A 22,784-nucleotide genomic window follows, 5' to 3' on the forward strand; every position below is an offset into this window, starting at 1 on the left:
GCGACCGCGGTTGTTCCGCCTTATTGTCGCCACAATCTCACGAGGGCCGTGCGAAGGCAAGCCACATTTTCGCCACATTTGGACACGGGCTGCGCCAGATACAAAAAGCCCCGTCGCTCGGGTGAGCGACGGGGCCTTTGGTCAGCCCGATATCGGGCGGCTAAAACGCTGGATCAGGCGGCTTCCATTTCCTCGGTTTCGAGAAGCTCGATGAAGGCTTCGCAGAAGGCCGGGATGTCGTCCGGGTTACGGCTGGTGACGAGGTTGCCATCGACCACGGCCTTTTCGTCGACGACGTCGGCCCCGGCATTCTCGAGGTCGGTGCGAACCGAGGGCCAGCTCGTTACACGGCGACCGTCGACGATGTCCGCCTCGACCAGCAGCCACGGCCCGTGGCAGATTGCCGCGATAGGCTTGCCTGCTTCGTCGAAGGCGCGGACGAGTTCGACGGCCTTTTCCTCCATACGCAGGATATCGGGGTTCATCTGACCGCCGGGCAGCAGCAGTGCGTCGAAATCGCCTTCATCAGCCTCGGCCAAGGCCATGTCGACCTTCACGCTGTCGCCCCAGTCCTTCTGGTCCCAGCCCTTGATCTCGCCTTCTTCCGGGCTGACCACGACGCATTCGTAGCCTTCCTTTTCCAGCGTGGCCTTGGGTTGCTCGAGCTCCGACTGCTCGAAACCGTTGGTGGCGAGGATCATGATACGTTTGGCCATGGTTGGGGTCTTTCCTGTTTGATTGTGCTTGCCCGTCCAACGGATGGGGAAAGTGACGGTTTCCGCGCTGTCCGCCGAAAGGAGGCGGTGATAGGGCGAACCGCATGGCATCCCCTCCCGACGAAACGACTGCCGAGGAAGGCATCGAGCGCGAACCGTTTGAAAGCGCCCTTGCAGAGCGTTACCTGGTCTATGCGCTGTCCACGATCACCGCCCGCTCGCTGCCCGACCTGCGCGACGGGCTGAAGCCGGTCCACCGCCGCATCCTCTGGGGCATGCGCGGCCTGCGCCTTTCACCCGACAGCGCCTTCAAGAAGTCGAGCCGCGTGGTCGGCGACGTGATGGGTAAGTTCCACCCGCACGGCAACGTGGCGCTCTACGATGCCATGGTCCGTCTCGCCCAGCCGTTCAGCCTGCGCTACCCGCTGGTCGAGGGGCAGGGCAACTTCGGCAACATCGACGGCGACGGCGCGGCGGCAGAACGGTATACCGAGTGCCGCCTGACGCGCACCGCCATGCAGCTGATGGCCGGGCTGGACGAGGGCACGGTCGACTTCGTGCCGACCTACAACAACGAGGAGGAGGAACCCGTCCTCTTCCCCGGCCTGTTCCCCAACCTGCTCGCCAACGGGTCGAGCGGGATCGCGGTGGGCATGGCGACAAGCATCCCCAGCCACAACGTCGCCGAAGTGCTCGACGCGGCCGAGCTGGTGCTGTTCAACAAGGACGTCACCCACGCCGAGCTGATGGCGGTGTTCCAGGGTCCCGACTTTGCCACCGGCGGACTGGTGGTGGACAGCGCCGAGGCCATTTCCCACGCCTACGAGACCGGGCGCGGCAGCTTCCGCGTGCGCGGCAAGTTCCATGCGCCCGAGGCCGATAACGAGGCGGATCGCGCGGCCGGCATCGAGAGGGCCAAGGGCGGCGGCTGGCAGCTTGTCATCAGCGAGATCCCCTACCAGGTGCCCAAGGGCAAGCTGATCGAGCAGATCGCCGCGCTCATCGGCGACCGCAAGCTGCCGATCCTGGAGGACGTGCGCGACGAGAGCGACGAGAACATCCGCATCGTCCTCGTGCCGCGCAGCCGCAACGTCGATCCGGAGCTGCTGAAGGAGAGCGTCTACAAGCTCACCGATCTCGAGACGCGCTTCAGCCTCAACCTCAACGTGCTCGACCACACGCGCACGCCGATGGTCATGGGGCTCAAGGAGCTGCTGACCCACTGGGTGGCGCACCAGATCGAGATCCTGCAGCGTCGCAGCCAGCATCGCCTTGCAAAGATCGCCGACCGGCTGGAGCTGGTCGAGGGCTACATCATCGCCTTCCTCAACCTCGACCGGGTGATCGCAATCATCCGCACCGAGGACGAGCCCAAGCCGGTGATGATGGCCGAGTTCGGCCTGACCGACCGGCAGGCCGAAGCAATCCTCAACATGCGCCTGCGCAGTTTGCGCAAGCTGGAAGAAATGCAGCTGCGGCAGGAAAAGGACGACCTGCTGAAGGAGCAGGCCGACCTCGAGGCCCTGCTCGCCAGTCCCGCCCGCCAGCGCACGCGATTGAAGAAGGACATGGCGGCGCTGCGCAAGGAATACGCCGAGGACACCGCCCTTGGCGCCCGCCGCACGACCATCGCCGAGGCCGCGCCAACGGTCGAGTTCAATCCCGACGCGATGATCGAGAAGGAACCCGTCACCGTTATCCTCAGCCAGAAGGGCTGGGTGCGCGCTGCCAAGGGCCATGTCGAACTGGGCAAGGACGGTGCAGGCGATTTCAAGTACAAGGAAGGCGACGGCCCGGCTTTTGCCGTCCACTGCCAGACCACCGACAAGCTGCTGATCGCCGGGGACGACGGCCGCTTCTTCACGCTGGGCGCGGACAAGCTGCCCGGCGCACGCGGCTTCGGCGAACCGGTGCGTAATACGCTCGACATCGATGCGGGCGCGCGAATCGTGGCGCTGATCGTGCACGAGAAGGGCAAGCAGTTGCTGCTCGCCAGCACCGTGGGCAAGGGCTTCGTCGCCGTGACCGACGAATTGCTCGCCGAGACGCGCAAGGGCCGGCAGGTGGTGAACCTCAAAGGCGATGCGAAGCTGCTGGTCGCCCGCACCGTCGCGCCCGCGCACGATCACGTCGCGGTGGTCGGCGACAACCGCAAGCTCGTGGTCTTCGCGCTGGAGGAGATGCCGGTGATGAGCCGCGGGCAGGGCGTCACCCTGCAACGCTACCGCGACGGCGGCCTCGCGGATGCGACCACCTTCACGCTTGCGGACGGCCTCAGCTGGACCATGGGCGGTGAGACCGGGCGCACGCGGACCGAGAACGAGATCGGGATGTGGAAAGTGGCGCGCGGCGCGGCCGGCCGCCTGCCGCCTCAGGGCTTTCCGAAGGACAACAGGTTCTGAGCTTTCAAAAAAGAAGGGCCGGCGGATCGCTCCGCCGGCCCCTCGGGTCGTGTATGGCCTGGCCTCAGCCCGCGCCGTTCATCGCGGCCATGATCGCGGCCATGTCGGCGCGCACCATCAGCGTGCCCTCGGCATCGACGCCGAAGGCCTCGCGCGGCAGGGCGAGCGGGGTGTCCATGTGCGTGACCACGACGGTCTCGCCGTTGATCTCGGTCACCGGGCCGAGCGCCTGCGCATCGGCGGTGACGACGCTTGCGCCAACGGTCAGCGCGGCGGCAAGCGCGGCTTCCTGCTCGGCCAACATCGCACCGTAGGCGGTGTCGAGCTCGGCCTGCGTGGTGTTCAGCGTCCACGCGCCGTCACGCTCGGCAAAGGCCTCCACGCCCAGCGGAACCTGATGCGTGCCGGTATCCACCACCACGCCGGTGCCGTCGTTGGCAAGCACGGTGCCGATGGCCACGCCGTCGTTGCCGACGATCGTGGTGCCGACTTCCTGCGCGGCGGCGGGCGCGGCGACGAGGGCGGCAAGCGTAGCGGCGGCGGTGAGAGCGAATCTGGTCATGCGATAATTTCCTGTCTTGTCGCCCCCGGGCATGGTGCAGGGGCGAGAGTATATGGGTTCCGACGATGGCCGGAAAACTGGCGGACGGGCGGCAAGCCGATTGCGGCAGACACTAGGGGCCTTGTCGGGCCCCATCCCGTCGAAAACCCTTGTAGCAGGGCCGCCTGAACCCCTCCTGCACCGGATTTGCAGGCAAATTCAAGGGCTGCGGGTCAGGTGCGCTCGGCGGCAAGCAATTCGTCGAGCATTGCGTGGACGCGCTCGGCATCGGGGAAGCCTTCGTCGATCCAGCGATCCTGCACGGTGTTCAGCACCCGGGCGACCTCGGGTCCGGCCTTCACGCCGCGCTCCACCACCTGCCCGCCCTTCAGCGGGAACTGCGGGATTTCCCAGCCCTCGATGGGCGCGGTGCTCTCGCCCGCCAGCAGCAGTCGATCGAAGGCTTCCTCGCGGCCTAGCCGGAAGGCGAGGGCGCGCGGATCGCCAGGTGCGCCGTCGCGCTTGGCGGCGGTGACGAGGCGCTTTCGCATGGCAGTGGAGAGGCGCAGCCGGGCGGCGAGCGTCTCGGCCACGCGCGGATCGGCGGGAAGCAGCGCGGCGAGGCGGCGGATGGGCGAGGGCGGCAGGCCCGCCTCGGCTTCGGCTTGGACCAGCGCCTCGAATGCGTCGAGTTCAGCCTCGCCGGCTTCGGGCAGGACGACGCCGAGGACGCCCCTCTCCGCCATGCGCCGCACGGTGGCGACGGGATCGGTGACGGTCAGCAGGTTCTGCAATTCCCAGCCCACCCGCTCGCGGCTGAGGCCCTTGAGCGTGGGTGCGAGTTCGGCGCAGGCTTCCTCCGCGTCTGCGTCCAGCTCGCTGCCGAAGCGCGCCTGGAAACGGTAATAGCGCAGAATGCGCAGGTGATCCTCTCGGATGCGCTCGCGCGCGTCGCCGATGAAGCGCACGCGGCTGGCGGCGAGATCCTCGAGCCCGCCGAACCAGTCGAACACCTCAAGCGTCATGGGGTGGGCGTAGAGCGCGTTGATGGTGAAATCGCGCCGCGCCGCGTCCTCGCGCCAATCGGCGGTAAAGGCGACCTCGGCATGGCGGCCGTCGGTGGCCGTGTCGTAGCGCAGCGTGGTGATCTCGACATGGCCGCCTTCGAGCACGGCGGTGACGGTGCCGTGGGCGATGCCGGTGGGCACCGAGCGGATGCCCGCCTCGTCCAGCCGGCGGATGACCTCGGCGGGCTGGTGCGTCGTCGCGGCGTCGATATCGTGCGCGCCGCTGCCGAGCAGCGTATCGCGCACCGCGCCGCCGACCCAGCGCATATTATCCGCGCCCAGCACCTCGACGAGGCGCATGAGGTCATCGCGGCTGCACCATTCTGCCGCGGGGAGTTTGCGCGCAATCTCAGCCATCGACCAGTTCCTTCCAAGCCAGCCGGTGCGACAGGTTGACGATGATCCCTGCGGTGATGCCCCAGATGCGATGGCCCTGCCAGTCGATCTCGGTGTAGGCGCGCTCGTGCCCTTTGAAGAGGCCGGTCTTGCCGACATGGTTGGCGGGATCGAGCACGAAGCGCAGCGGCGCCTCGAACCAGCCGGCGACCTCGCGCGGGTCCGGTCGGATGGGCAGGTCCGGGGGCACGAGCCCGAGCACCGGGGTCAGCATGAAGCCCGATCCGGTGACGAAGGGCTGCGCCGCGCCTACGACGCGCACCTGCGAAGGCTGGATGGCCAGTTCCTCCTCCGCCTCGCGCAGGGCGGCGGCCACGGCATCCTCGCCGGGCTCCAGTTTGCCGCCGGGAAAGGCGACCTGGCCGGGATGGGCCGCCATGGTCTCGGGGCGGTGGGTGAGCAGCAGGCCCGGCTCCGGGCGGTCGGTGACGGCGATGAGGACGGCCGCATCGCGCAGCGTCTCGCCCGCGATGTCGCTGTCGTCGCGCAGGCCCTCGATGCCGATGTGGTGGGTCGCCTCGAACAGGCGGGCGAGGCGGTCGAACAGCGCGCTCATGCGGGGGCGAGCGAAAAGGTCGCGCCCTGGCTGGTCACTTCCAGCCCGTCGCCCTCGGCCAGCGCGTGCTCGGCCAGTTGCAGCCAGGTCGAGCGGTCGAGCCGCGCCTCGCTGCCGTGGCGCACGGCGAGGTAGATGGCGGGCGCGTCCGGGTCGCCCGCGGCGCGCAAGGGATGGTCCGGACCGGCGACCACGAACTCGTCGGTGTTCAGGCGAAAGGTCAGCGCGCCGCCTTCCGCCTTCATGTCCACCGCCATGAAGGCCGCGTCCTCGACTTCGATCGACTGGCGATAATGCGGGGTGACGAGCCAATGGGAGCCGTCCGCGTCGCGGCGCAGCAGGCTCGCGAAGGCGCGCACCATGCCCGGGCGGGTGATCGGGCTGCCGTCATGATACCAGGTGCCGCCCTCGGCGATCCGCATCCGGCTGTCGCTGGTCGCCTCGGGGTTCCACTGGTCCACCGGCGGCAACTTGCGCGCGGCGACGAGCTCGGCGATCTCGGCGAGGCTCAGGCCGGCAAGGTCGGGGGGAACGTCATAGGCCATCGGTCAAGACCCGATGGCACGGCGCGTCAGCCAATCCAAGGGCCGAGCATGCCCTCGTCCGGCAGAACGCCCGGATTGTCGCAGCGAACCATCAGCCGGTGCCGCTCGAACGGACCGGGAAGCTGCCAGCCCTGCGTGGGTGCGGCGGTGAAGCCGAAGCGGGCGTAATACTCCGGATCGCCGACTAGGACCTGCGGCAGCGCGGCGCTTTTATCGATCGCCGATTGCATCGCCGCCATCAGCGCATGGCCGAAGCCTTCGCCCTGCCGTTCGGGCACGACGGCGACGGGTCCGACCATCAGCATGGGGTGGCGGCGGCCCTCGGCGTCGGTCAGCGCCACCGGCCAGACCTGGATGGTGCCCGCTAGCATGTCGCCCTCATCGAGCACCGCGAAACTCAGCGCGGGCAGCCAGTCCACGCTCTCGCGAACCTTGTATGACGTGCGCGCGCGCCGGTCCGGCCCGAAGGCGCGGTCGAGCAGCGCCTCGATCATCGCGGGTTCGACCGCCTCGAGCGGGATCAGGGTGGCGGCGGCTACATCCATGGGCGCGCGCCGATAGGGCCGGGCGCCTCCCCGCGCAACGGGAATTAGCTACGCGGTGTCAGGCGCAGCAGCCGGCCGTTGTCGCCGTCCTCGATCACCCACACTGCCCCGTCGGGCGCCTGGGCGATGTCGCGCAGGCGATTGGGGAAGTCGTAACGCGCCGCTTCGCTCGCGCTGTTGCCGGCGGCGTTGGTGACGACGCGGCTGATCGACTTGGTCTTGAGGTTCGCCACCAGCACCTGTCCGCGCCAGTCTGCGAACATACCGCCGGTGTAGAAGATCATGTCGCCCGGGGCGATGACCGGGTTCCAGCTGATGGCCGGGTGGGCAAACCCGTCGTCGGCGGTGTGATCGGGGATGGTGTCGCCGTTGTACTGATCGCCGTTCGAGCGGACGGGCCAGCCGTAGTTGGCTCCCCGATCCACGCGGTTGAGCTCGTCACCGCCGGCGGGGCCGTGCTCGATTTCCCACAGCTGGCCCTGCGGATCGAAGGCGATGCCGAGCAGGTTGCGCTGGCCGTAGGTCCAGATCTCCGCCGTGGCATTGGTTGCTTGGGCGCGATCGGCGAAGGGATTGCCCGGCGCGGCGCGGCCGTTGGGCGTCAGGCGCACGACGGTGCCGAGGTTGTTGGACAAGTCCTGCGCCGGGGCCTGCTGCATCCGCTCGCCGCTGGTGACGAAGAGGTAGCGACCGTCGGGGCTGAAGGCCATCTTGTGGCTGAAGTGGCCGGGGCTCTCGATGGCGACACTCTGTTGCCAGATCTGCTGCAGGTTCTCGACCCGGCAGGCGGCGGCGTCGCAGGCGAGCGTGCCGCGGCCCACCACGGCACGCCGGGCATCGCCCTGGTCGGCCTTCACCCAGCTCAAGTAGATCGTGCGGCTGGTGGCGTAGTCGGGCGCAAAGGCCACGTCGCCGAGGCCGCCCTGTCCGCCGTAGGCCACTTGCGGCATCCCGCCGACTTCGCGCACCGTGCCCGTGGCCGGATCGTAGAGCTTGGCGGCGCCGCGCTTCTCGGTAACGAACACGCGCCCGGTGCCCGGCTCGAACGCGAGCGCCCAGGGCTCGGCAAAGGTGCCGTGGCTGGCGGCGGCGAAGGGCGAATCCGAGGCGAGCGACACGCGCTGACCCGCCACCACGCCATCGGCGGCAGCTATCGTCGGCGTCGAAGACGGCGTGGTTTCCCCCATTTCGCCTCCCTGACAGCTTGCGAGAGCGAGCGCGGCGGGGAATAGGGCGGTGGTCAGGATTGAGTGTCGCATGCTTTCGGGAACCCCTTCGCCTGGATTTTGTGCCGGTCTCGGCCACGGACCACTGGTCGCGGGCGTGGACGAGGCGGGGCGCGGGCCCCTTGCCGGACCCGTGGTGGCCGCCGCCGTCCTGCTATGCAAGCCCGCACCCGCCGGGCTGGGCGATTCCAAGAAGCTGAGCGCCAAGGCCCGGGCCGAGGCGGAGGCGCGCATCCGCCGGCGCTGCGCCTTCGGCATCGGCGTGGTCGACGTCGCCACCATCGACAGGCTCAACATCTTCGGCGCGACGATGCTCGCCATGTGCCTTGCGATGGAGCAACTGTGCAATGCGGCCGGTCGCCACCAGATCGCCGCGCTGGTGGACGGTAACCTGACGCCTGCGGGCCGCAACCCGCGCTGGCGGTGGGAGGCGACGCCGATCGTCGGCGGTGACGCGCGCGAGGCGTGCATCGGTGCCGCCAGCATTCTCGCCAAGGAATACCGCGACCGGCTGATGGTGCAGGCCGCGCGCCGCCATCCGCAATACGGCTGGGACAGCAACAAGGGCTACGGATCGCAGAGCCACCTCGAGGCGTTGCGTCGCCACGGGCCGAGCCCGCTGCACCGCCGCAGCTTCGCGCCGGTGGCCCAGATGGAGCTATTTGCATGACGCCCGCACAGTCTTTCGCCTTTGCCGACATTCCCGACCAGACCGGCCGCACCGCGATGGTGACGGGCGCCAACACCGGCATCGGGTCGGAAATCGCCCGCCACCTCGCCATGAAGGGCGCGCGGGTGCTGCTGGCCTGCCGCGAGAGATCGCGCGCCGAAGCGGCGATGGCGAAAATCCGCAGCGAGCACGCCTCGGCGGACCTCGACTTCGTTCCGCTCGACCTTGCCGGCCTCGCCAGCGTGGCGGGCGCGGTGGAGCAGGCGAAGTCAGAGCCGCGGCTAGACCTGCTCGTCAACAACGCGGGCGTGATGATGCCGCCGCTCTCCCACGCCACGGCGGGTGCCGAGCTGCAGTTCGCGGTCAATCACCTCGGCCATTTCGCACTTACCCTGCCGTTGATCGCCAAGCTGGCCGAGGGACAGGCCCCGCGCGTCGTCGTGCAGTCGAGCATAGCCCACCGCCGGGCCGACATCGATTTCGACAACCTCGATGCGTCGCAAGGTTATGGTCGGAGCAAGTTCTACGGCCAGAGCAAGCTCGCCAACCTGTTGTTCGCGCTGGAGCTCGACCGCCGTCTGCGCGCCGCCAGCTCGCCGGTGGCCGCCATCGCCTGCCACCCGGGTGTTGCGGCATCGGAATTGACGCGGCACCTGCCCGGCGGCGCCTTGCTCAAGCCGTTGATGGCCTTTGCGCTCAACACGTCGGAGCAGGGCGCGCTGCCCGCGCTCCAGGCCGCGACCGACCCGAACGCCGAGGGCGGCGACTACTACGGCCCCTACGGTTTTCGCGAGATCAGCGGCAACACGTCGGCCCGCGCCCACGCCATGCCCCGCGCCCACGACGAGGCACTGGCGGCGCGGCTGTGGACCGTTTCGGAAGAGATGACGGGCGTTACGCTCGCGGTCTGAGCTATTCGTCGAAATTCCAGTAGCGGATGCCGGGGTTGAGCACGTGGGTCTCGTCCTGCGTCATGCCATCCAAGCAGCGCGCCGGCACGGGCTGGGCGAGAGAGACCCGCGCCGACAGGGCCGCTATGCTCTCGCCCGGTCCGCCGCCGCCGACCCGCACCTTGGTGCCGTCGCGGAAATATTCCTCGCTCGCCGGATCGTAGAGCCAGGGCCCCCGCGCATCCCGGCCGGTGACGACGCCGTCCTCGAACACCGGCAGCACGACGCTGCCATTCAGGCGGGCAAACAGCACACAATCGTTGCGGACCACTATGCGACCCCCGCTCGCGGCAAGGAGGTAAATGCGATTCTCGTCGGCGGGGAGCGGGCGCTGGACCGCCGCATAGGGCCCGGGTCCGGTTGATGGGCCCGCAGGAGCCGGGGGCCCGGACGTGACGCAGGCGGAGAGCATGACGATGGGGATGAGACTTGCTGCTGTTTTCATACCAGCGGTACGCGGCCACCCAATCGCAGGTTCCATCCATCGCATCAGCGAGTCCTTCGCGCCACACCACAAGATAGCGAGCCTACTTCACTGTGCCGGCCTCAACATCTTGTGCCGGACTCGCTTCGTTCCGCGCAAGAGCTGGGGCCTGCCCTGAAATTTGCCGCTTGACCGGCAGAGTTCGGGCGGGCCACACCCTGTGGATAACTCATGGGGGTCTTGGTGGGAAACCTGACGAAAATCCGCGCGGCCACGCGCCGTCCGAAAGCTGTCGCCGTCGCGAAAGAGGACCTGCCGCTGGGGCGGATCCTCTCCGGCGACTGCGTGGAGGCGATGCGCCGCCTGCCCGATGCGAGCGTCGATCTCGTCTTCGCCGACCCGCCCTACAACCTTCAGCTCGGCGGCGACCTCAACCGACCCGACGGCAGCCATGTCGATGCCGTGACCGACCACTGGGACCAGTTCGACAGCTTCACGGTTTACGACAATTTCACACGGGACTGGCTGACGGAGTGCAGACGGGTTCTGAAGTCCGACGGGGCGCTGTGGGTGATCGGCAGCTATCACAACATCTACCGCGTCGGCGCGATCCTGCAGGACCTCGGGTTCTGGCTCCTCAACGACATCGTCTGGCGCAAGACCAATCCCATGCCCAACTTCCGCGGCACCCGCTTCACCAATGCGCACGAGACGCTGCTGTGGGCGAGCCAGGGCGAGAAGGCGAAATACCACTTCAACTATCGCGCGATGAAGACACTCAACGACGAGCTGCAGATGCGCAGCGACTGGACCTTTCCGATCTGCTCGGGCGGTGAGCGGCTGAAGGACGCGGACGGTCACAAGGCGCACCCGACGCAGAAGCCCGAGGCGCTGCTCTACCGCGTGCTGCTGGCGACGACCGAGCCGGGCGACGTGGTGCTCGACCCGTTCTTCGGCACCGGCACCACCGGCGCGGTGGCCAAGCGGCTGGGCCGCGAGTGGATCGGCTGCGAGCGCGAGGAGACCTATCGCAAGGTCGCGCGCGCCCGGATCGAGAAGGAGCTGCCATTGGACGAAAGCGCGCTCGCCACGATGCAGAGCCGCAAGAGCCAGCCGCGCGTCGCCTTCGGTGCGGTGGTGGAAGCGGGACTGCTCAAGCCCGGCACGCAGGTGTTCGACAAGCAGCGCCGCTGGACCGCCACCGTGCGCGCCGACGGCTCCATCGAATGCGGCAAGCAGGTCGGCTCCATCCACGGCGTAGGCAAGGATTTGCAGGGCGCGCCGAGCTGCAACGGCTGGACCTTCTGGCATTACGAATGCGGCGGCGAGATGAGACCCATCGACGCGGCGCGCGGACTCTACCTGCTGGCGAGCGAGGACTGACCCGCTCATGACTGCCCGCCTGTACATCCACCCGCTCACCGCCGTTTCCGGCCCGCAGGCCGTGGAGGGCGACGCGGTGCGACTGGCCGGCGGCATGGTCTATGCGCGCGAATTCGCTGTGATCGTGCGGCGCGACGGGAAGACGATCAGCCGCGAGGTGGTCACCCCGTCGGGCATCGACTCGGCCCTCGCGCGGTTGCCGGACGAACTAGGCCCCGAGGGCGAGCGGCAGTGGTCGGGCCTCAGGACCGCCCACCCGCCGATGCAGCTGGGGAGCCGCACGGTGCGGCTCGACCAGCCGCAGGTCATGGGCATTCTCAACGTCACGCCCGACAGCTTTTCCGACGGTGGCCGCTTCATGGACGATCCCGAGGAAATGCGTGCCCACGCCGCCGCCATGCACGAGGCCGGCGCGGCCATCATCGACATCGGCGGGGAAAGCACGCGGCCCGGCGCCAAGGCCGTCTGGGAAGGCGAGGAGGCGCAGCGCGTCGTTCCCGCCATCGAGCACTGTGTGGCGATGGGCGCGGCCGTAAGTATCGACACGCGCCGTCCCGCGGTGATGGAGGCGGCGGTCGTGGCGGGCGCGGCAATCATCAACGACGTCTCGGCCCTGCGCTACGACCCGCGCAGCCTCGAATTCGCGGCGGCGAGCGGCAAGCCCGTGGTGCTGATGCACGCGTCCGGCAACGGGGAGGACCTGCACGCCGAGCCCGACTACGAGGCCGTGGCCTTCGACGTGTTTGATTTCCTTAAGGACGCGCGCGACCGGGCGGTCGCCGGCGGGATTGCGCAGGATCGCATCGTGCTCGACCCCGGTGTGGGCTTCGGCAAGTCGCTGGCTGACAACCTCGCCGTTCTCAACCATCTCGCCATGTATCATGCGCTCGGCTGCCCGCTGCTGCTCGGCGCGAGCCGCAAGCGGATGATCGGCGCGCTCAGCAACGAGGTGCCCGCGCACAGGCGCACCGGCGGCAGCCTGGCGCTGGCGCAGCTCGGGATGGACGCGGGCGTGCAACTGCTGCGGGTGCACGATGTGTTCGAGACGGTGCAGGCAAGGAACGTGTGGCGCGGACTGCGCGACGCGGCGCTTACCGATTTTGCGGGGCTGGTGAGCTAGCTTCTCGCCGCGGGATCGGCGGCGTGGATCGTTGCAAGCACTCTTGCCAGTTCCTCGTCCAGAGCCGGGTCGTCGTCATCGGACTGTTGCACCACCAGCAGGGTCCGGTCGCCGACGCCGGCGAAACTGTACTCCGCTTCGCGCGCTCCCTCGTTCACCACCACCGAAAACCCTTCGGAGCCATCCATCATCGCATCGTCGAGCGGCTCGATGTCGCCCCGCGCAAAAGCAGCGCGATATTCCGCTAGCGGGCGTTCGAGCAGGGCCAGCGAGAGGCCGCTTTCCTGTGCGGCATCGCAAGGGTCGGGTTGGTCGTCCTCGTCATAGCGGCATTGCGCGGCGCCGAGCCGGTCGGCCCGGGCAACAGGGATGAGTTTGGAGGCGAAGGCGGTATCGTCGAACGTCGGCGGGATGGCCAGCTTCACCTCGGTAGGGACCAGCCGGGAATCGTCGAAGCTGTAGAGGACCGGGCCAAGGCGCGCTGTGCGCAAGTGCACTTCGTCAGGACCTTCCACGGCAAGTGTCGAGGCCTGGTCTGCCTCCACACCACCCGGATCGCAGGCGACCATCATGATCGCGGCAATCGCACCGGCCGCCAGTTTCCACGCTTGACGCATGTTAGTAAAATCGCACGAACCCGCTCTTAAGTTCCGGGTTTTGCGACGAGGCGATGCAAGCTTTTTCCGCGTCGCCTCACGGTCTTTACGCAGCGTTGTCGATACCCAGGTCCGACAGCTTGCGATAGAGCGTGGAGCGCCCGATGCCGAGCCGCCGCGCGACCTCCGTCATGCGGCCGCGATAGTGGCCGATGGCGAGGCGGATGACGTCGGCCTCGATCTCCTCCAGCGGGCGCAGGTTGCCGTCGCTCTCGTACAATTGCACGCCGGCGCTGTCGCGCACCGGGCGGCCCGAGGGGGCGATTTCGCCCACCAGTTCGCGCAGCTGCGGGAAATCGTCCGCGGTCAGCGCGTCGCCGTCGCAGAACACCGCCGCGCGGAACAGCACGGCCTGCAGCTGGCGCACGTTGCCCGGCCAGTCGAACGAGCCGAGCAGGCGCAGGGCATCGCCGGTGATGCCGAGCGGGCGCAGGCCCGGCTGCTGGCCGATCTGGTGCAGGAAATAGCGGGTCAGCGCGCCGAGGTCGCGGTCGCGCTCGCGCAGCGGCGGCAGGTGGATGCTGGTGCGGCTGAGCGCGGTCAGCAGGCTCTCGCGAAAATGCCCGGCGGCCACCAGGTCGGCGAGCGGCAGGTCGCTGGCCGAGATGATCCGCACGTCCACCTTGAAGGCATACTGCGCGCCGCGCGGCTTGAGCTGGCCGGTCTCGACCACCTGCGCCAGCCGGTCCTGCAGGTCGAGCGAGAGGCGGTCCACCTCGTCGAGCACCAGCGTGCCGCCGTCGCATTGCTGCAAGGCACCGACCTGCTGTTCGAAGGCGCCGGGAAAGGCGCCTTTCTCGTGGCCGAACAGGACCGATTCGAGGCTGCTCGTGGGGATGCCCGCGATGTTGAGTGCGCGGTAGGCGGTTTTCGCGCGGGGGCTTGCGCCGTGCAGGGCGCGGATGAGCATCTCCTTGCCGGTGCCCCGCTCGCCTTCGATCAGCACGTTGGAATGGCCGCGCGCCGCCTTGGCCGCCTTGGCCAGCGCATCGCGGAATGCCGGCGCGGTGCCCACCATCGCGTCGAAGTCGAGGTTTGAGGGCATCTTCTCGCTTAGCGGTGTCAGCTCGTCGTGCTTCGAGCCGCGCGTGGTCGCATTGCGCAGCGCCTGCATGAGGCGCTCGGGCGCTACGGGTTTGACGAGATAGTCGGTCGCCCCTGCGCGCATGGCCTCCACCGCCAGTTGCGGACTGGTGCTCTTCGTCAGCATCAGGATGGGCAGGGCGGGGCGGCGTTCCCTGAGCGCGGCGATCAGCTCGCAGGCGCGCTCGCCCGGCACGCCCTGTTCGAGGATGATGGCCGACAGCTGCATTCCCTGCCGCGTGCCGAGCGTGGCGATGGCGGTTTCCGAATCGCCGACGGTCAGCGTGCGCCATCCGTCGCGCGCCGCCAGCGCGGAGACCAGACGGGTCTGCGCCGGCTCGTCGTCGATGAGCATCAACAGTCGCGGTTCGGCTTCGGCCATGGGTATCACCAGTCGCGCCCGGACGAGGCGGGCAGGGAAACCCTTGCCTAGCGATCATGGGTAAAAGGGCGATTAAGCGATGCTTGGTCGCAGGTTAACCATGCCGGCGGCGCGCGGCGTGGCACAGCTGCGCCCACGGGGCTTGAGCGCGCGGCCCGGCGACGATACACGATGGGCGCACAATCATCCCAACGAGGGTCAGAGACGAGATCATGGACAGCGCCAACGACATGAAAGCCCACAGCGGCACCTATTCCAGCTTCATCGCTTCGCTGAAGTGGATACTGCCGCTGATTGCGGTGATCACGGCACTCGTCGTCTTCATCATCGCCTGATCCGCGCCGAGGTGCGGATAGCGGTCCTGAAAGAGCGCGCCGCGGGAGAGAACCGCGTCGCCGCCACGCCGGAAACGGTGAAGAAGTTCATCGCGCTGGGAGCAACAGTCGCGGTGGAGGAAGGGGCCGGGGCGGGCGCGTCGATCGGCGATGCCGCCTACGCCGACGCCGGAGCCGAAATCGCCTCCGCCGCGCAGGTCGTGGCGGGCGCGGACGTGGTGCTGGGCGTACAGGCGCCCGATCCCGCGATGCTGGCCGGTGCCGCGCCGGGTGCGTGGGTGGCGGCGACCTTCGATCCCTTCGGTGCGCGCGAGCGGGTCGACGCCTATGCCAGCGCCGGGCTCGAGGCGCTGGCAATGGAATTCATGCCGCGCATCACCCGCGCGCAGAGCATGGACGTGCTCTCCAGCCAGTCCAACCTGGCTGGATACAAGGCGGTGATCGCCGCCGCCGACCGGTACGGCCGTGCCTTCCCTATGATGATGACGGCGGCGGGCACGGTGCAGGCTGCCAAGGTCTTCGTCATGGGCGTGGGCGTCGCGGGCCTGCAGGCCATCGCCACCGCCCGGCGGCTGGGCGCGCAGGTCTCCGCCACCGACGTCCGCTCTGCCACGAAAGAGCAGATTCAGTCGCTCGGCGCGAAGCCGGTATTCGTCGAGAGCGTCGCGGGCATCGAGGGTGAGGGAAGCGGCGGCTATGCCACCGAGATGAGCGAGGAATACCAGAGGGCGCAGGCCGAACTGGTGAGCGCGCACATTGCCAAGCAGGACATCGTCATCACCACCGCGCTGATCCCCGGCCGCGCCGCACCGCGCCTGATCACCGACGCGCAGATCGCCACCATGCGCCCGGGCAGCGTGATCTTCGACCTCGCCGTCGCGCAGGGCGGCAACGTGGAAGGTAGCGTGACCGACCAGGTGGTGGAGCGCCACGGCGTATCGATCATGGGTTTCGCCAACACCGCCGGGCATCTCGCGGCGGATGCGAGCGCGCTCTATTCGCGCAACCTCTACAACTTCCTCAGCGCCTTCTGGGACAAGGAAGCGGGGCGGCCCGTGCTGGACGAGGAGATCGGTGACGCCGTGCGCCTGACGCGCGGCGGGGCGGTGGCCAATTCCCGGTTGCAGTAAACGGGCGGGCCCTAGCCTTTTGTCGGTAGCTGCACCCGAAGTCGTGTCTCGGCCGTAGTAGGGGGGAGACCCAACCGAAGACTGGATAAATTGACATGAAGAAGTTTGCTCTCCCCATCGTTCTCGCGCTCGGCATGGCGACGACCGGCTGCATGACCATGGACACCGCCATGGGTGACGATGTCGCCTACGTCGACGGCGCGGCCATGTATGCCAACCGCACGATCGTCGCGAATGCCGCCAATTCGCCGATCCACACCACGCTGGTGCAGGCGGTCGCGGCTGCCGGGCTGGTCGACACGCTGAATTCCGCCGGCCCCTTCACCGTGTTCGCTCCGACGGACGAGGCGTTCGGCCGAGTACCCGCCGCTACGCGCACCAGCCTGATGGCGCCTGCCAACCATGACATGCTGCGCAGCGTGCTGACCTATCACGTCGTCCCCGGCCGCGTTACCGCCGCCGACATCGCCGCGCGCATTCGCGCCGGAAATGGCACCGCGACCTACACGACCGTGCAGGGCGAGCCGCTGACCTTCCGCATGAACAACGGCAATGTGATGATCATGGGCATGGGCGGCAGCAGCGCCTACGTCACGCAGGCGGACGTCATGCAGTCGAACGGCGTCATCCACGTCGTGAACGGGGTGCTTACCCCCGGCATGTAATCACCGGCTGGTGAACTGAAAGGCGCCGGTATCCGTCGTGGGACCGGCGCCTTTTGCATATCCATATGCCGCTCGACACTCACCCACCCGTTTGCAATAGATAGGCCTGCCAAATCACGCGGGGGCTTATCTTGGACTTCATCGCCATACTCTCGATTTTCGTGCTGGCGTGCTTCGTCGGCTATTACGTCGTGTGGTCGGTCACCCCGGCGCTGCACACGCCGCTGATGGCGGTGACCAATGCGATCTCCAGCGTCATCATCGTCGGCGCGTTGATCGCGGCGGCAGCGAGCGGGGCTCCGGCGGCGAAGTGGCTGGGGCTGGCGGGCGTGGTGCTGGCCAGCGTCAACATCTTCGGCGGCTTCGCCGTCACCGAGCGGATGCTGGCGATGTACAAGAAGAAGGACAAGCCTATCGCCAAGGGAAACAAGGCATGATCCCCGCTCCCGAGATCGTGCCCGACCTCTCCACCGCCGCCGACGCCGCGCACGCGGTAAACCCGTGGGTGGCGCTGGCCTACCTGGTGGCGGGCGTATTCTTCATCCTCGCTCTGCGCGGCCTCTCCAGCCCGGCATCGAGCCGCTGCGGCAACCGCTTCGGCATGGCGGGAATGCTGATCGCCGTCGTGACGACACTGATGACGCACCTGCCCGTCAAATCGTGGTGCAGCGGTCCTGCAACAGGCACACCCGGCGGCCTGATGAGTTGCCCCGTACAGAGCGGGCTCGACACCGTTACGATCCTGCAAATCCTAGCCGCCATCGGTATCGGCGCAGTCATCGGTCTGACCACCGCCCGCCGCATCGCCATGACCGCGATGCCGCAACTCGTCGCCGCCTTCCACTCGCTCGTCGGCCTCGCGGCGGTGCTGGTGGCGGCAGCGGCGTTCATCAACCCCGGCGCTTTCGGCATCCTCGGGCTCGACGGCAATATCCTCGCGGTCAGCCGGGTGGAGATGATGCTCGGCGCGGCAATCGGCGCTATCACCTTCTCTGGCTCAGTCATCGCCTTTGCCAAGCTCAACGGCAACATGAGCGGCGCGCCGATCCTGCTGCCTGCGCGGCACCTCATCAACCTCGGCACGCTGGCGGCGATCCTCGTTGGCACCGCGCTCTACGCCCTTGCACCCAGCGCTGGGCCGGGTGAGGGCTGGCTGTTCTGGGCAATCCTCGTCGCCGCCTTCGTCATCGGCTTCCTCCTCATCATCCCCATCGGCGGGGCGGACATGCCGGTCGTGGTCTCGATGCTGAACAGCTATTCCGGCTGGGCCGCGGCGGCCATGGGCTTCACCCTGCACAACACCGCGATGATCATCACCGGCGCGCTGGTGGGATCGTCGGGCGCGATCCTCAGCTACATCATGTGCCGGGCCATGAACCGCAGCTTCCTCAGCGTGATCGCGGGCGGCTTCGGCGCGGATGCGGGCGCGAGCGGAGGCGAGAGCAAGGAACAGCGCCCGTGGAAGCAGGGCAGCGCGGAGGACGCCGCCTACATGCTCCAGCAGGCCGAAAAGGTCATCGTCATTCCCGGCTACGGCATGGCCGTGGCGCAGGCGCAGCATGCCTTGCGGGAAATGGCCGACATGCTGGAGGAGCAGGGCGTGGAGGTGAAGTTCGCCATCCACCCCGTCGCCGGCCGCATGCCCGGCCACATGAACGTGCTGCTGGCAGAGGCCAGCGTGCCATACGAGAACGTGTTCGAGCTGGAAGACATCAACTCCGAGTTCGCGCAGGCCGACGTCGCCTTCATCATCGGCGCGAACGACGTGGTCAATCCGGCTGCCAAGACCGACAAGTCCAGCCCGATCTACGGCATGCCCGTGTTCGACGTGGACAAAGCCAAGCAGGTCTTCTTCATCAAGCGCAGCATGGGCGGCGTGGGCTATGCCGGCGTCGACAACGACGTGTTCTACATGAACCAGACGACCATGCTGCTGGCCGACGCCAAGAAGATGGTCGAGGAGATCAACAAGAATCTAGACGGTTAACGGCGGAACCGACCTGCCGCGCCCGCCGTTCCTGCGGCAATAATTGCAAAAAGCATGGGGGCACGACGTTGCGCAAACTGGGCCTGATCGGCGGCATGAGCTGGGTTTCGACCCATCGTTACTACGAGCGTATCAGCACAATCGTCCGTCGCCGGCGGGGTGGCCATGCGGCGCCCGACATGGTGATCGAAAGCATCGACTTTTCCGACTGCTACCGGTTGCAGACCCCCGAGGAATGGCAGGTCGCCACCGACAAGATCGGCGCCGCGGCGGAACGGCTGGAAGCGGCCGGAGCGGGAATGCTGCTGATCGGCGCCAATGCCGTGCACAAGGTCTTTCGCGAGGTGTCTTCGCGCGTGAACGTGGATTTCCTGCACATAGCCGAGAGCCTCGGGCGCAAGATGGCCGCCGACGGCGTGCAGACCGCTGCGCTGCTCGGCACCCGCAGCGTGATGACCGAGAGCTACTATCGCCGCCATCTCGTGTCGCACGGCATCGACCTGCTGCCGCCCGAGATGAGCCAGGTCGATGCCCTCGAGCGGATGATCTACGACGACCTGATGGCCGGCAAGGCCAGTCGCGATGCCGAGCGCGCCGTCAAGACCATGCTGACCGATCTCGGCCGCGATGGCGCGCAGGCGGTGGTGCTGGCCGCCGCCGAACTGGAGATGGTGGTCGACATCGATGCAACCGTCGTGCCGATCTACGATGCCATGAGCGTCCATGCGGAGGCTGCCGCCGAATGGCTGCTGGGCGAGGACACGGACCCCGCGCCAGCCGGATAGGCCTTTTCGCGCGGCAATCCGCCCGCGTTCCCCCGCTGTTCCCGTTGTCAGCACCGCCGCGCGACTCTAGCGCCGGACTATGCCTCGCGCCCCCTACGCCGCCGATCCCGCCGCCAGTCGCGGGCGCGAATTCGCACCTGCCGGAGACGGCGCGCGCGGCCCGCGTACGGCCTTCCAGCGCGACCGCGACCGCATCATCCATTCGATCGCCTTCCGGCGCCTTGCCGGCAAGACGCAGGTCTTCATCGCGCCCGACGGCGACCACTACCGCGTCCGCCTGACGCACAGCCTGGAGGTGGCGCAGATCGGCCGCGTCGTCGCCCGCGCGCTGGGACTGGACGAGGACCTCACCGAGGCGCTGTGCCTCGCGCACGATCTCGGCCATCCGCCCTTCGGCCACTCGGGGGAGGATGCGCTGGAGGCCGCGCTCGAGCGCAGTGGCGGGTTCGACCACAACGGGCAGACGCTGCGCACTGTCATGCGGCTCGACAGCCCCTATTGCGAGCATCCGGGCCTCAACCTCAGCTGGGAGGTGCTTGAAGGCCTCGCCAAGCACAACGGCCCCGTCGCGCAGCCCGCCTGGGCGCTGGCCGAGCTCGACGCCGCCTTCCCGATGGACCTCGCCCGCTGGCCCTCGCTCGAGGCGCAGGTGGCCGCCATCGCCGACGATATCGCCTACGACAACCACGACATCGACGACGGCCTGCGCGCCGGCTTCCTGAAATTGGACGACCTGCTCGAACTCGACTTCATCGCCGAGCTTTGGGCCGACGTGCAGCGCCGCTTTCCCGATGCGAGCGAGGATCGGCAGCTGCGCGAGCTCACCCGCACCCAGATCGGCGCGATGGTGAACGACCTGCTGGAAACCACCCGCGCCAACCTCGCGGGCATCGAGACGATTGAAGGCGTGCGCGCCGCGGGCCGTCCGCTCGCCACCTTCTCGCCCACGATGGCCGCGCGTGAGCGACGCCTGAAGGCCTTCATGTACGAGCGGCTTTACCACCATGCCGAGCAGCTCAAAACCGCCAACCTCGCCAAGGATGTCATCGGGCGGCTCTACGCCGCCTTCGACCAGGACCCGGCGCTGATGTCCGCCGGCTGGGCCGATCGCCTGCCCGCCGCCGAGCCCGATCGCGGGCGGCACATCGCGGACTATATCGCCGGCATGACCGACGGTTTCGCCATCGCGCAATATGCGCGTATCTTCGGCCGCGTGCCGGAAGGATTGTCCAATGTCTGAAGACCTCCGCGTGCTGCTGGTCGGTGCAACCGGCCTTATCGGACGCACGATCATCGCACGCTCCCCCGCGCTGAGCGGGATCATCCTCCAAGGCGTCGCGCGGCGCGAGATACCTTTCGGCGAGGGCGTGAGGATGGAGCTAGTGCTGGCCGAGAGCGACGCCTGGCCCAGTGTGATCGAACAGCTCGCGCCCGACGGAGTGATCAGCGCGCTCGGCACCACGCGCAAGAAGGCGGGCAGCGACACGGCCTTCGCCGCGGTCGACCACGACCTAGTGCTGGAAGTGGCGAAGGCGGCCAAGCAAGCAGGCGTTCGCAACTTCGTGCAGATCAGCTCCGTCGGGGCCGATCCCTATTCGAAGAACACATACCTCAAGGTGAAGGGCGAGACCGAGGCGGACCTTCGCAAGCTGCGGCTGCGCCGGCTCGACATCCTGCGCCCCGGCCTGCTGCGCGGCAAGCGGCTAAACGACCTGCGCCCGGCCGAGAAGACCGGGCAGATGGTCGCGCCGCTGGCCGACATGTTCCTGCGCGGAGACAAGGCCAAGTACCGCTCGATCAAGGCGACGACTGTGGCCGATGCCGCCATCGCCTGCGCCACGGCCAAGGCGGGCGGCCAGTTCGTGCACGAGCACGAGGGCATCGTGCGCCTCGCCCGCGAGTTCGAGCGCGCGCTGGCAGCGCAGCGGGAGAACGCGGCATGAGCTGGGCGGCACTGTTCGGCTTCGCCAACCTGTGGGCGCTGGTGATGTGGGTCGTGCTCATCGCCATGCCGCGCAAGAAGCTGGCGCTCGCCGCGGTGATGTATGCGGGCGTGGGCCTCCTGTGCCTCGCCTATGCCGCGCTGCTGGTGCTGCTGGTCACGGGCACGCTTTCGGGCGGCGGACCGGGCGGGGGCAGAGGGGCCTCGTTCACCACGATCGAGGGCGTGCGCGCCATCTTCGCCACCGACGGCGGGGTGACGGTCGGCTGGATCCACTATCTCGCGCTCGACCTCTTCGCCGGCCTGTGGATCGCGCGGGACGCCGATGCCAAGCGCTTCTCGCGGCTGGTGCAGGCGCCGATACTGCTGCTGACCTTCCTCGCCGGACCCTTCGGCCTCGGCATCTGGCTGCTGGTGCGCGAGCGGCGCGCGCGGGCCGTGGGCAACCGGCGCGGCATTTCGTGAAGCGCAAGGCGCCGGCGGCCGCGCGCAATCGGGAGCCGATTGCGGCCGTGCTGGCCGAGGAGTTGCCGCAAAGCGGGCTCGTGCTGGAGGTGGCGTCGGGCACGGGCGAACACGCGCTGCAATTCGCGCGCGCGTTCCCGCACCTCGGCTGGCAGCCGAGCGATCCCGATTCCGGTGCGCTGGAGTCGATAGCTGCGTGGCAGCGCGACGGTGGCTGCGCGAACCTGCTCGCGCCGGTCCGGCTCGATGCCGCGTCGGCTCGCTGGCCGGTCTCGCGTGCCGATGCCTTGGTATGCATCAACATGGTGCACATCAGTCCCGTCGAAGCCACCGAGGGCCTATTCGCCGGCGCGGCGCGGGTGCTGGGGGCGGGCGCGCCGCTGGTGCTCTATGGGCCCTACCTGGAGGACGGTATCGAGACGGCACCCTTGAACCTTGCGTTCGATGCCAGCCTGAAAGCGCGCGACCCGCGCTGGGGACTGAGGCGCGCGGAGTGGCTGGACGAGATCGCCGCAAGGCACGGCCTCATCCGCACCCGCCGCGTCGCCATGCCCGCCAACAACCTCATGCTTGTCTATCGCAAGGCCTGACGTGAAAACGCCCGCAGGATCGCTCCGGCGGGCCCTCGGATTGCAGCATTGGGCGGCGCGATCAGATCGCGCGGTCGCCTGCTTCGCCCACGCTCTCGATGTCGCGGCCGAGGCCCTTGATGGTGTTGCAGGCGGTGGCGGTCAGCGCCAGCGCCGACACGCCGAGGGCGATGATGATCTTGCGTAGCATGGGAAGAAACTCCTTGGGCGGACAGTTCGATGT

26 protein-coding genes are annotated in these 22,784 nt (G+C 68.1%); 15 read left to right on the forward strand and 11 right to left on the reverse strand.

Annotated features, from left to right (window positions below):
* Positions 1 to 173 precede the first annotated feature (173 nt).
* The gene (locus tag AAW00_RS01565) at positions 174 to 716 is read right to left on the reverse strand and encodes a type 1 glutamine amidotransferase domain-containing protein (protein ID WP_047002596.1); all 543 of its coding nucleotides are present in this window, start codon (positions 714 to 716) and stop codon (positions 174 to 176) included.
* Positions 717 to 820: 104 nt separating this feature from the next.
* On the opposite strand from AAW00_RS01565, the gene parC reads away from it, so the two are divergent.
* A complete protein-coding gene (gene parC, locus AAW00_RS01570; protein ID WP_047002597.1) occupies positions 821 to 3,118 on the forward strand; it encodes a DNA topoisomerase IV subunit A in 2,298 nt (765 codons plus the stop codon).
* A 64-nt stretch (positions 3,119 to 3,182) separates the two neighbouring features.
* Here parC and AAW00_RS01575 read toward each other — a convergent pair whose 3' ends face one another.
* From AAW00_RS01575 to AAW00_RS01600, 6 genes are all read right to left on the reverse strand, one after another.
* A complete protein-coding gene (locus tag AAW00_RS01575; protein ID WP_156169891.1) occupies positions 3,183 to 3,680 on the reverse strand; it encodes a hypothetical protein in 498 nt (165 codons plus the stop codon).
* Positions 3,681 to 3,892: 212 nt separating this feature from the next.
* Complete coding sequence (locus AAW00_RS01580; protein WP_156169968.1) at positions 3,893 to 5,074, reverse strand: CCA tRNA nucleotidyltransferase; 1,182 nt, start codon at positions 5,072 to 5,074, stop codon at positions 3,893 to 3,895.
* 1 nt (position 5,075) lies between these two features.
* Positions 5,076 to 5,678, reverse strand: coding sequence for a CoA pyrophosphatase (locus tag AAW00_RS01585; RefSeq protein ID WP_047002600.1), 603 nt, complete (start codon positions 5,676 to 5,678; stop codon positions 5,076 to 5,078).
* Positions 5,675 to 6,223, reverse strand: a complete 549-nt coding sequence (locus AAW00_RS01590; RefSeq protein ID WP_047002601.1) for a DUF1285 domain-containing protein — start codon at positions 6,221 to 6,223, stop codon at positions 5,675 to 5,677. Before AAW00_RS01590 ends, AAW00_RS01585 begins: the two co-directional genes overlap by 4 nt.
* A 26-nt stretch (positions 6,224 to 6,249) precedes the next feature.
* Positions 6,250 to 6,768, reverse strand: a complete 519-nt coding sequence (locus AAW00_RS01595) for a GNAT family N-acetyltransferase (protein WP_047002602.1) — start codon at positions 6,766 to 6,768, stop codon at positions 6,250 to 6,252.
* 44 nt (positions 6,769 to 6,812) lie between these two features.
* A complete protein-coding gene (locus AAW00_RS01600) occupies positions 6,813 to 7,955 on the reverse strand; it encodes a PQQ-dependent sugar dehydrogenase (protein ID WP_241461604.1) in 1,143 nt (380 codons plus the stop codon).
* A gap of 70 nt (positions 7,956 to 8,025) precedes the next feature.
* Here AAW00_RS01600 and AAW00_RS01605 point away from each other — a divergent pair, with 70 nt between their 5' ends.
* Both AAW00_RS01605 and AAW00_RS01610 read left to right on the forward strand, forming a co-directional pair.
* Positions 8,026 to 8,664, forward strand: coding sequence for a ribonuclease HII (locus tag AAW00_RS01605; RefSeq protein WP_047002604.1), 639 nt, complete (start codon positions 8,026 to 8,028; stop codon positions 8,662 to 8,664).
* Positions 8,661 to 9,575, forward strand: a complete 915-nt coding sequence (locus AAW00_RS01610) for an oxidoreductase (RefSeq protein ID WP_047002605.1) — start codon at positions 8,661 to 8,663, stop codon at positions 9,573 to 9,575. The genes AAW00_RS01605 and AAW00_RS01610 overlap by 4 nt, the downstream gene beginning before the upstream one ends.
* A 1-nt stretch (position 9,576) precedes the next feature.
* Here AAW00_RS01610 and AAW00_RS01615 read toward each other — a convergent pair whose 3' ends face one another.
* On the reverse strand, positions 9,577 to 9,885 hold the full coding sequence (locus AAW00_RS01615) for a hypothetical protein (protein ID WP_047002606.1): 309 nt from the start codon (positions 9,883 to 9,885) through the stop codon (positions 9,577 to 9,579).
* Between the two features lie 384 nt (positions 9,886 to 10,269).
* On the opposite strand from AAW00_RS01615, the gene AAW00_RS01620 reads away from it, so the two are divergent.
* Both AAW00_RS01620 and folP read left to right on the forward strand, forming a co-directional pair.
* A complete protein-coding gene (locus tag AAW00_RS01620) occupies positions 10,270 to 11,421 on the forward strand; it encodes a site-specific DNA-methyltransferase (protein ID WP_047002607.1) in 1,152 nt (383 codons plus the stop codon).
* Positions 11,422 to 11,428: 7 nt separating this feature from the next.
* Complete coding sequence (folP, locus tag AAW00_RS01625) at positions 11,429 to 12,541, forward strand: dihydropteroate synthase (protein WP_047002608.1); 1,113 nt, start codon at positions 11,429 to 11,431, stop codon at positions 12,539 to 12,541.
* Here the strand turns inward: folP and AAW00_RS01630 are convergent.
* Complete coding sequence (locus AAW00_RS01630) at positions 12,538 to 13,158, reverse strand: hypothetical protein (protein WP_156169892.1); 621 nt, start codon at positions 13,156 to 13,158, stop codon at positions 12,538 to 12,540. The genes folP and AAW00_RS01630 overlap by 4 nt on opposite strands.
* 85 nt (positions 13,159 to 13,243) lie before the next feature.
* Positions 13,244 to 14,662: a sigma-54-dependent transcriptional regulator gene (locus AAW00_RS01635; protein ID WP_047002610.1), complete on the reverse strand. Its 1,419-nt coding sequence runs from the start codon at positions 14,660 to 14,662 to the stop codon at positions 13,244 to 13,246.
* 212 nt (positions 14,663 to 14,874) lie between these two features.
* Between AAW00_RS01635 and AAW00_RS14800 the strand changes: the two genes are divergently transcribed.
* The 10 genes from AAW00_RS14800 (at position 14,875) to AAW00_RS14810 (ending at position 22,561) form a co-directional block, all read left to right on the forward strand.
* Positions 14,875 to 14,997 carry an aa3-type cytochrome c oxidase subunit IV gene (locus AAW00_RS14800; RefSeq protein WP_156169893.1) on the forward strand — a complete coding sequence of 41 codons (123 nt, stop codon included), beginning with the start codon at positions 14,875 to 14,877 and terminating at the stop codon, positions 14,995 to 14,997.
* Positions 14,998 to 15,008: 11 nt separating this feature from the next.
* Entirely contained in the window at positions 15,009 to 16,127 is a 1,119-nt protein-coding gene (locus tag AAW00_RS01640; protein ID WP_047002611.1) for an NAD(P) transhydrogenase subunit alpha, read from the forward strand.
* A 95-nt stretch (positions 16,128 to 16,222) separates the two neighbouring features.
* On the forward strand, positions 16,223 to 16,792 hold the full coding sequence (locus AAW00_RS01645) for a fasciclin domain-containing protein (RefSeq protein WP_052761715.1): 570 nt from the start codon (positions 16,223 to 16,225) through the stop codon (positions 16,790 to 16,792).
* 131 nt (positions 16,793 to 16,923) lie between these two features.
* Positions 16,924 to 17,229: an NAD(P) transhydrogenase subunit alpha part 2 gene (locus tag AAW00_RS01650; protein ID WP_047002612.1), complete on the forward strand. Its 306-nt coding sequence runs from the start codon at positions 16,924 to 16,926 to the stop codon at positions 17,227 to 17,229.
* Positions 17,226 to 18,779, forward strand: a complete 1,554-nt coding sequence (locus AAW00_RS01655; protein ID WP_047002613.1) for an NAD(P)(+) transhydrogenase (Re/Si-specific) subunit beta — start codon at positions 17,226 to 17,228, stop codon at positions 18,777 to 18,779. Before AAW00_RS01650 ends, AAW00_RS01655 begins: the two co-directional genes overlap by 4 nt.
* Positions 18,780 to 18,847: 68 nt before the next feature.
* On the forward strand, positions 18,848 to 19,564 hold the full coding sequence (locus tag AAW00_RS01660) for an aspartate/glutamate racemase family protein (protein WP_047002614.1): 717 nt from the start codon (positions 18,848 to 18,850) through the stop codon (positions 19,562 to 19,564).
* A 79-nt stretch (positions 19,565 to 19,643) separates the two neighbouring features.
* Entirely contained in the window at positions 19,644 to 20,804 is a 1,161-nt protein-coding gene (locus tag AAW00_RS01665; RefSeq protein ID WP_047002615.1) for a deoxyguanosinetriphosphate triphosphohydrolase, read from the forward strand.
* Positions 20,797 to 21,507, forward strand: a complete 711-nt coding sequence (locus tag AAW00_RS01670) for an NAD-dependent epimerase/dehydratase family protein (RefSeq protein WP_047002616.1) — start codon at positions 20,797 to 20,799, stop codon at positions 21,505 to 21,507. Before AAW00_RS01665 ends, AAW00_RS01670 begins: the two co-directional genes overlap by 8 nt.
* Positions 21,504 to 21,971 carry an abscisic acid-deficient protein Aba4 family protein gene (locus AAW00_RS14805; RefSeq protein WP_047002617.1) on the forward strand — a complete coding sequence of 156 codons (468 nt, stop codon included), beginning with the start codon at positions 21,504 to 21,506 and terminating at the stop codon, positions 21,969 to 21,971. Before AAW00_RS01670 ends, AAW00_RS14805 begins: the two co-directional genes overlap by 4 nt.
* Complete coding sequence (locus AAW00_RS14810) at positions 21,968 to 22,561, forward strand: DUF938 domain-containing protein (protein ID WP_047002618.1); 594 nt, start codon at positions 21,968 to 21,970, stop codon at positions 22,559 to 22,561. The genes AAW00_RS14805 and AAW00_RS14810 overlap by 4 nt, the downstream gene beginning before the upstream one ends.
* Positions 22,562 to 22,622: 61 nt before the next feature.
* Here the strand turns inward: AAW00_RS14810 and AAW00_RS01685 are convergent, their stop codons facing one another.
* Positions 22,623 to 22,751, reverse strand: a complete 129-nt coding sequence (locus tag AAW00_RS01685) for an entericidin A/B family lipoprotein (RefSeq protein WP_047002619.1) — start codon at positions 22,749 to 22,751, stop codon at positions 22,623 to 22,625.
* Positions 22,752 to 22,784: the final 33 nt, after the last annotated feature.

Origin of the sequence: Aurantiacibacter luteus (assembly GCF_001010945.1) — a bacterium.
GTDB classification, from domain to species: domain Bacteria; phylum Pseudomonadota; class Alphaproteobacteria; order Sphingomonadales; family Sphingomonadaceae; genus Alteraurantiacibacter; species Alteraurantiacibacter luteus.

Coding starts and splice junctions, on each gene's coding strand:
- AAW00_RS01620 (WP_047002607.1), top strand. CDS start 10,270: ATGGGGGTCTTGGTGGGAAACCTGACGAAAATCCGCGCGGCCACGCGC.
- AAW00_RS01630 (WP_156169892.1), bottom strand. CDS start 13,158: ATGCGTCAAGCGTGGAAACTGGCGGCCGGTGCGATTGCCGCGATCATG.
- AAW00_RS01610 (WP_047002605.1), top strand. CDS start 8,661: ATGACGCCCGCACAGTCTTTCGCCTTTGCCGACATTCCCGACCAGACC.
- AAW00_RS01670 (WP_047002616.1), top strand. CDS start 20,797: ATGTCTGAAGACCTCCGCGTGCTGCTGGTCGGTGCAACCGGCCTTATC.
- AAW00_RS01635 (WP_047002610.1), bottom strand. CDS start 14,662: ATGGCCGAAGCCGAACCGCGACTGTTGATGCTCATCGACGACGAGCCG.
- AAW00_RS01655 (WP_047002613.1), top strand. CDS start 17,226: ATGATCCCCGCTCCCGAGATCGTGCCCGACCTCTCCACCGCCGCCGAC.
- parC (WP_047002597.1), top strand. CDS start 821: ATGGCATCCCCTCCCGACGAAACGACTGCCGAGGAAGGCATCGAGCGC.
- AAW00_RS01605 (WP_047002604.1), top strand. CDS start 8,026: ATGCTTTCGGGAACCCCTTCGCCTGGATTTTGTGCCGGTCTCGGCCAC.
- AAW00_RS01590 (WP_047002601.1), bottom strand. CDS start 6,223: ATGGCCTATGACGTTCCCCCCGACCTTGCCGGCCTGAGCCTCGCCGAG.
- AAW00_RS01595 (WP_047002602.1), bottom strand. CDS start 6,768: ATGGATGTAGCCGCCGCCACCCTGATCCCGCTCGAGGCGGTCGAACCC.
- AAW00_RS01565 (WP_047002596.1), bottom strand. CDS start 716: ATGGCCAAACGTATCATGATCCTCGCCACCAACGGTTTCGAGCAGTCG.
- AAW00_RS01585 (WP_047002600.1), bottom strand. CDS start 5,678: ATGAGCGCGCTGTTCGACCGCCTCGCCCGCCTGTTCGAGGCGACCCAC.
- AAW00_RS01645 (WP_052761715.1), top strand. CDS start 16,223: ATGAAGAAGTTTGCTCTCCCCATCGTTCTCGCGCTCGGCATGGCGACG.
- AAW00_RS01575 (WP_156169891.1), bottom strand. CDS start 3,680: ATGACCAGATTCGCTCTCACCGCCGCCGCTACGCTTGCCGCCCTCGTC.
- AAW00_RS14805 (WP_047002617.1), top strand. CDS start 21,504: ATGAGCTGGGCGGCACTGTTCGGCTTCGCCAACCTGTGGGCGCTGGTG.
- folP (WP_047002608.1), top strand. CDS start 11,429: ATGACTGCCCGCCTGTACATCCACCCGCTCACCGCCGTTTCCGGCCCG.
- AAW00_RS01685 (WP_047002619.1), bottom strand. CDS start 22,751: ATGCTACGCAAGATCATCATCGCCCTCGGCGTGTCGGCGCTGGCGCTG.
- AAW00_RS01665 (WP_047002615.1), top strand. CDS start 19,644: ATGCCTCGCGCCCCCTACGCCGCCGATCCCGCCGCCAGTCGCGGGCGC.
- AAW00_RS14800 (WP_156169893.1), top strand. CDS start 14,875: ATGGACAGCGCCAACGACATGAAAGCCCACAGCGGCACCTATTCCAGC.
- AAW00_RS01600 (WP_241461604.1), bottom strand. CDS start 7,955: ATGGGGGAAACCACGCCGTCTTCGACGCCGACGATAGCTGCCGCCGAT.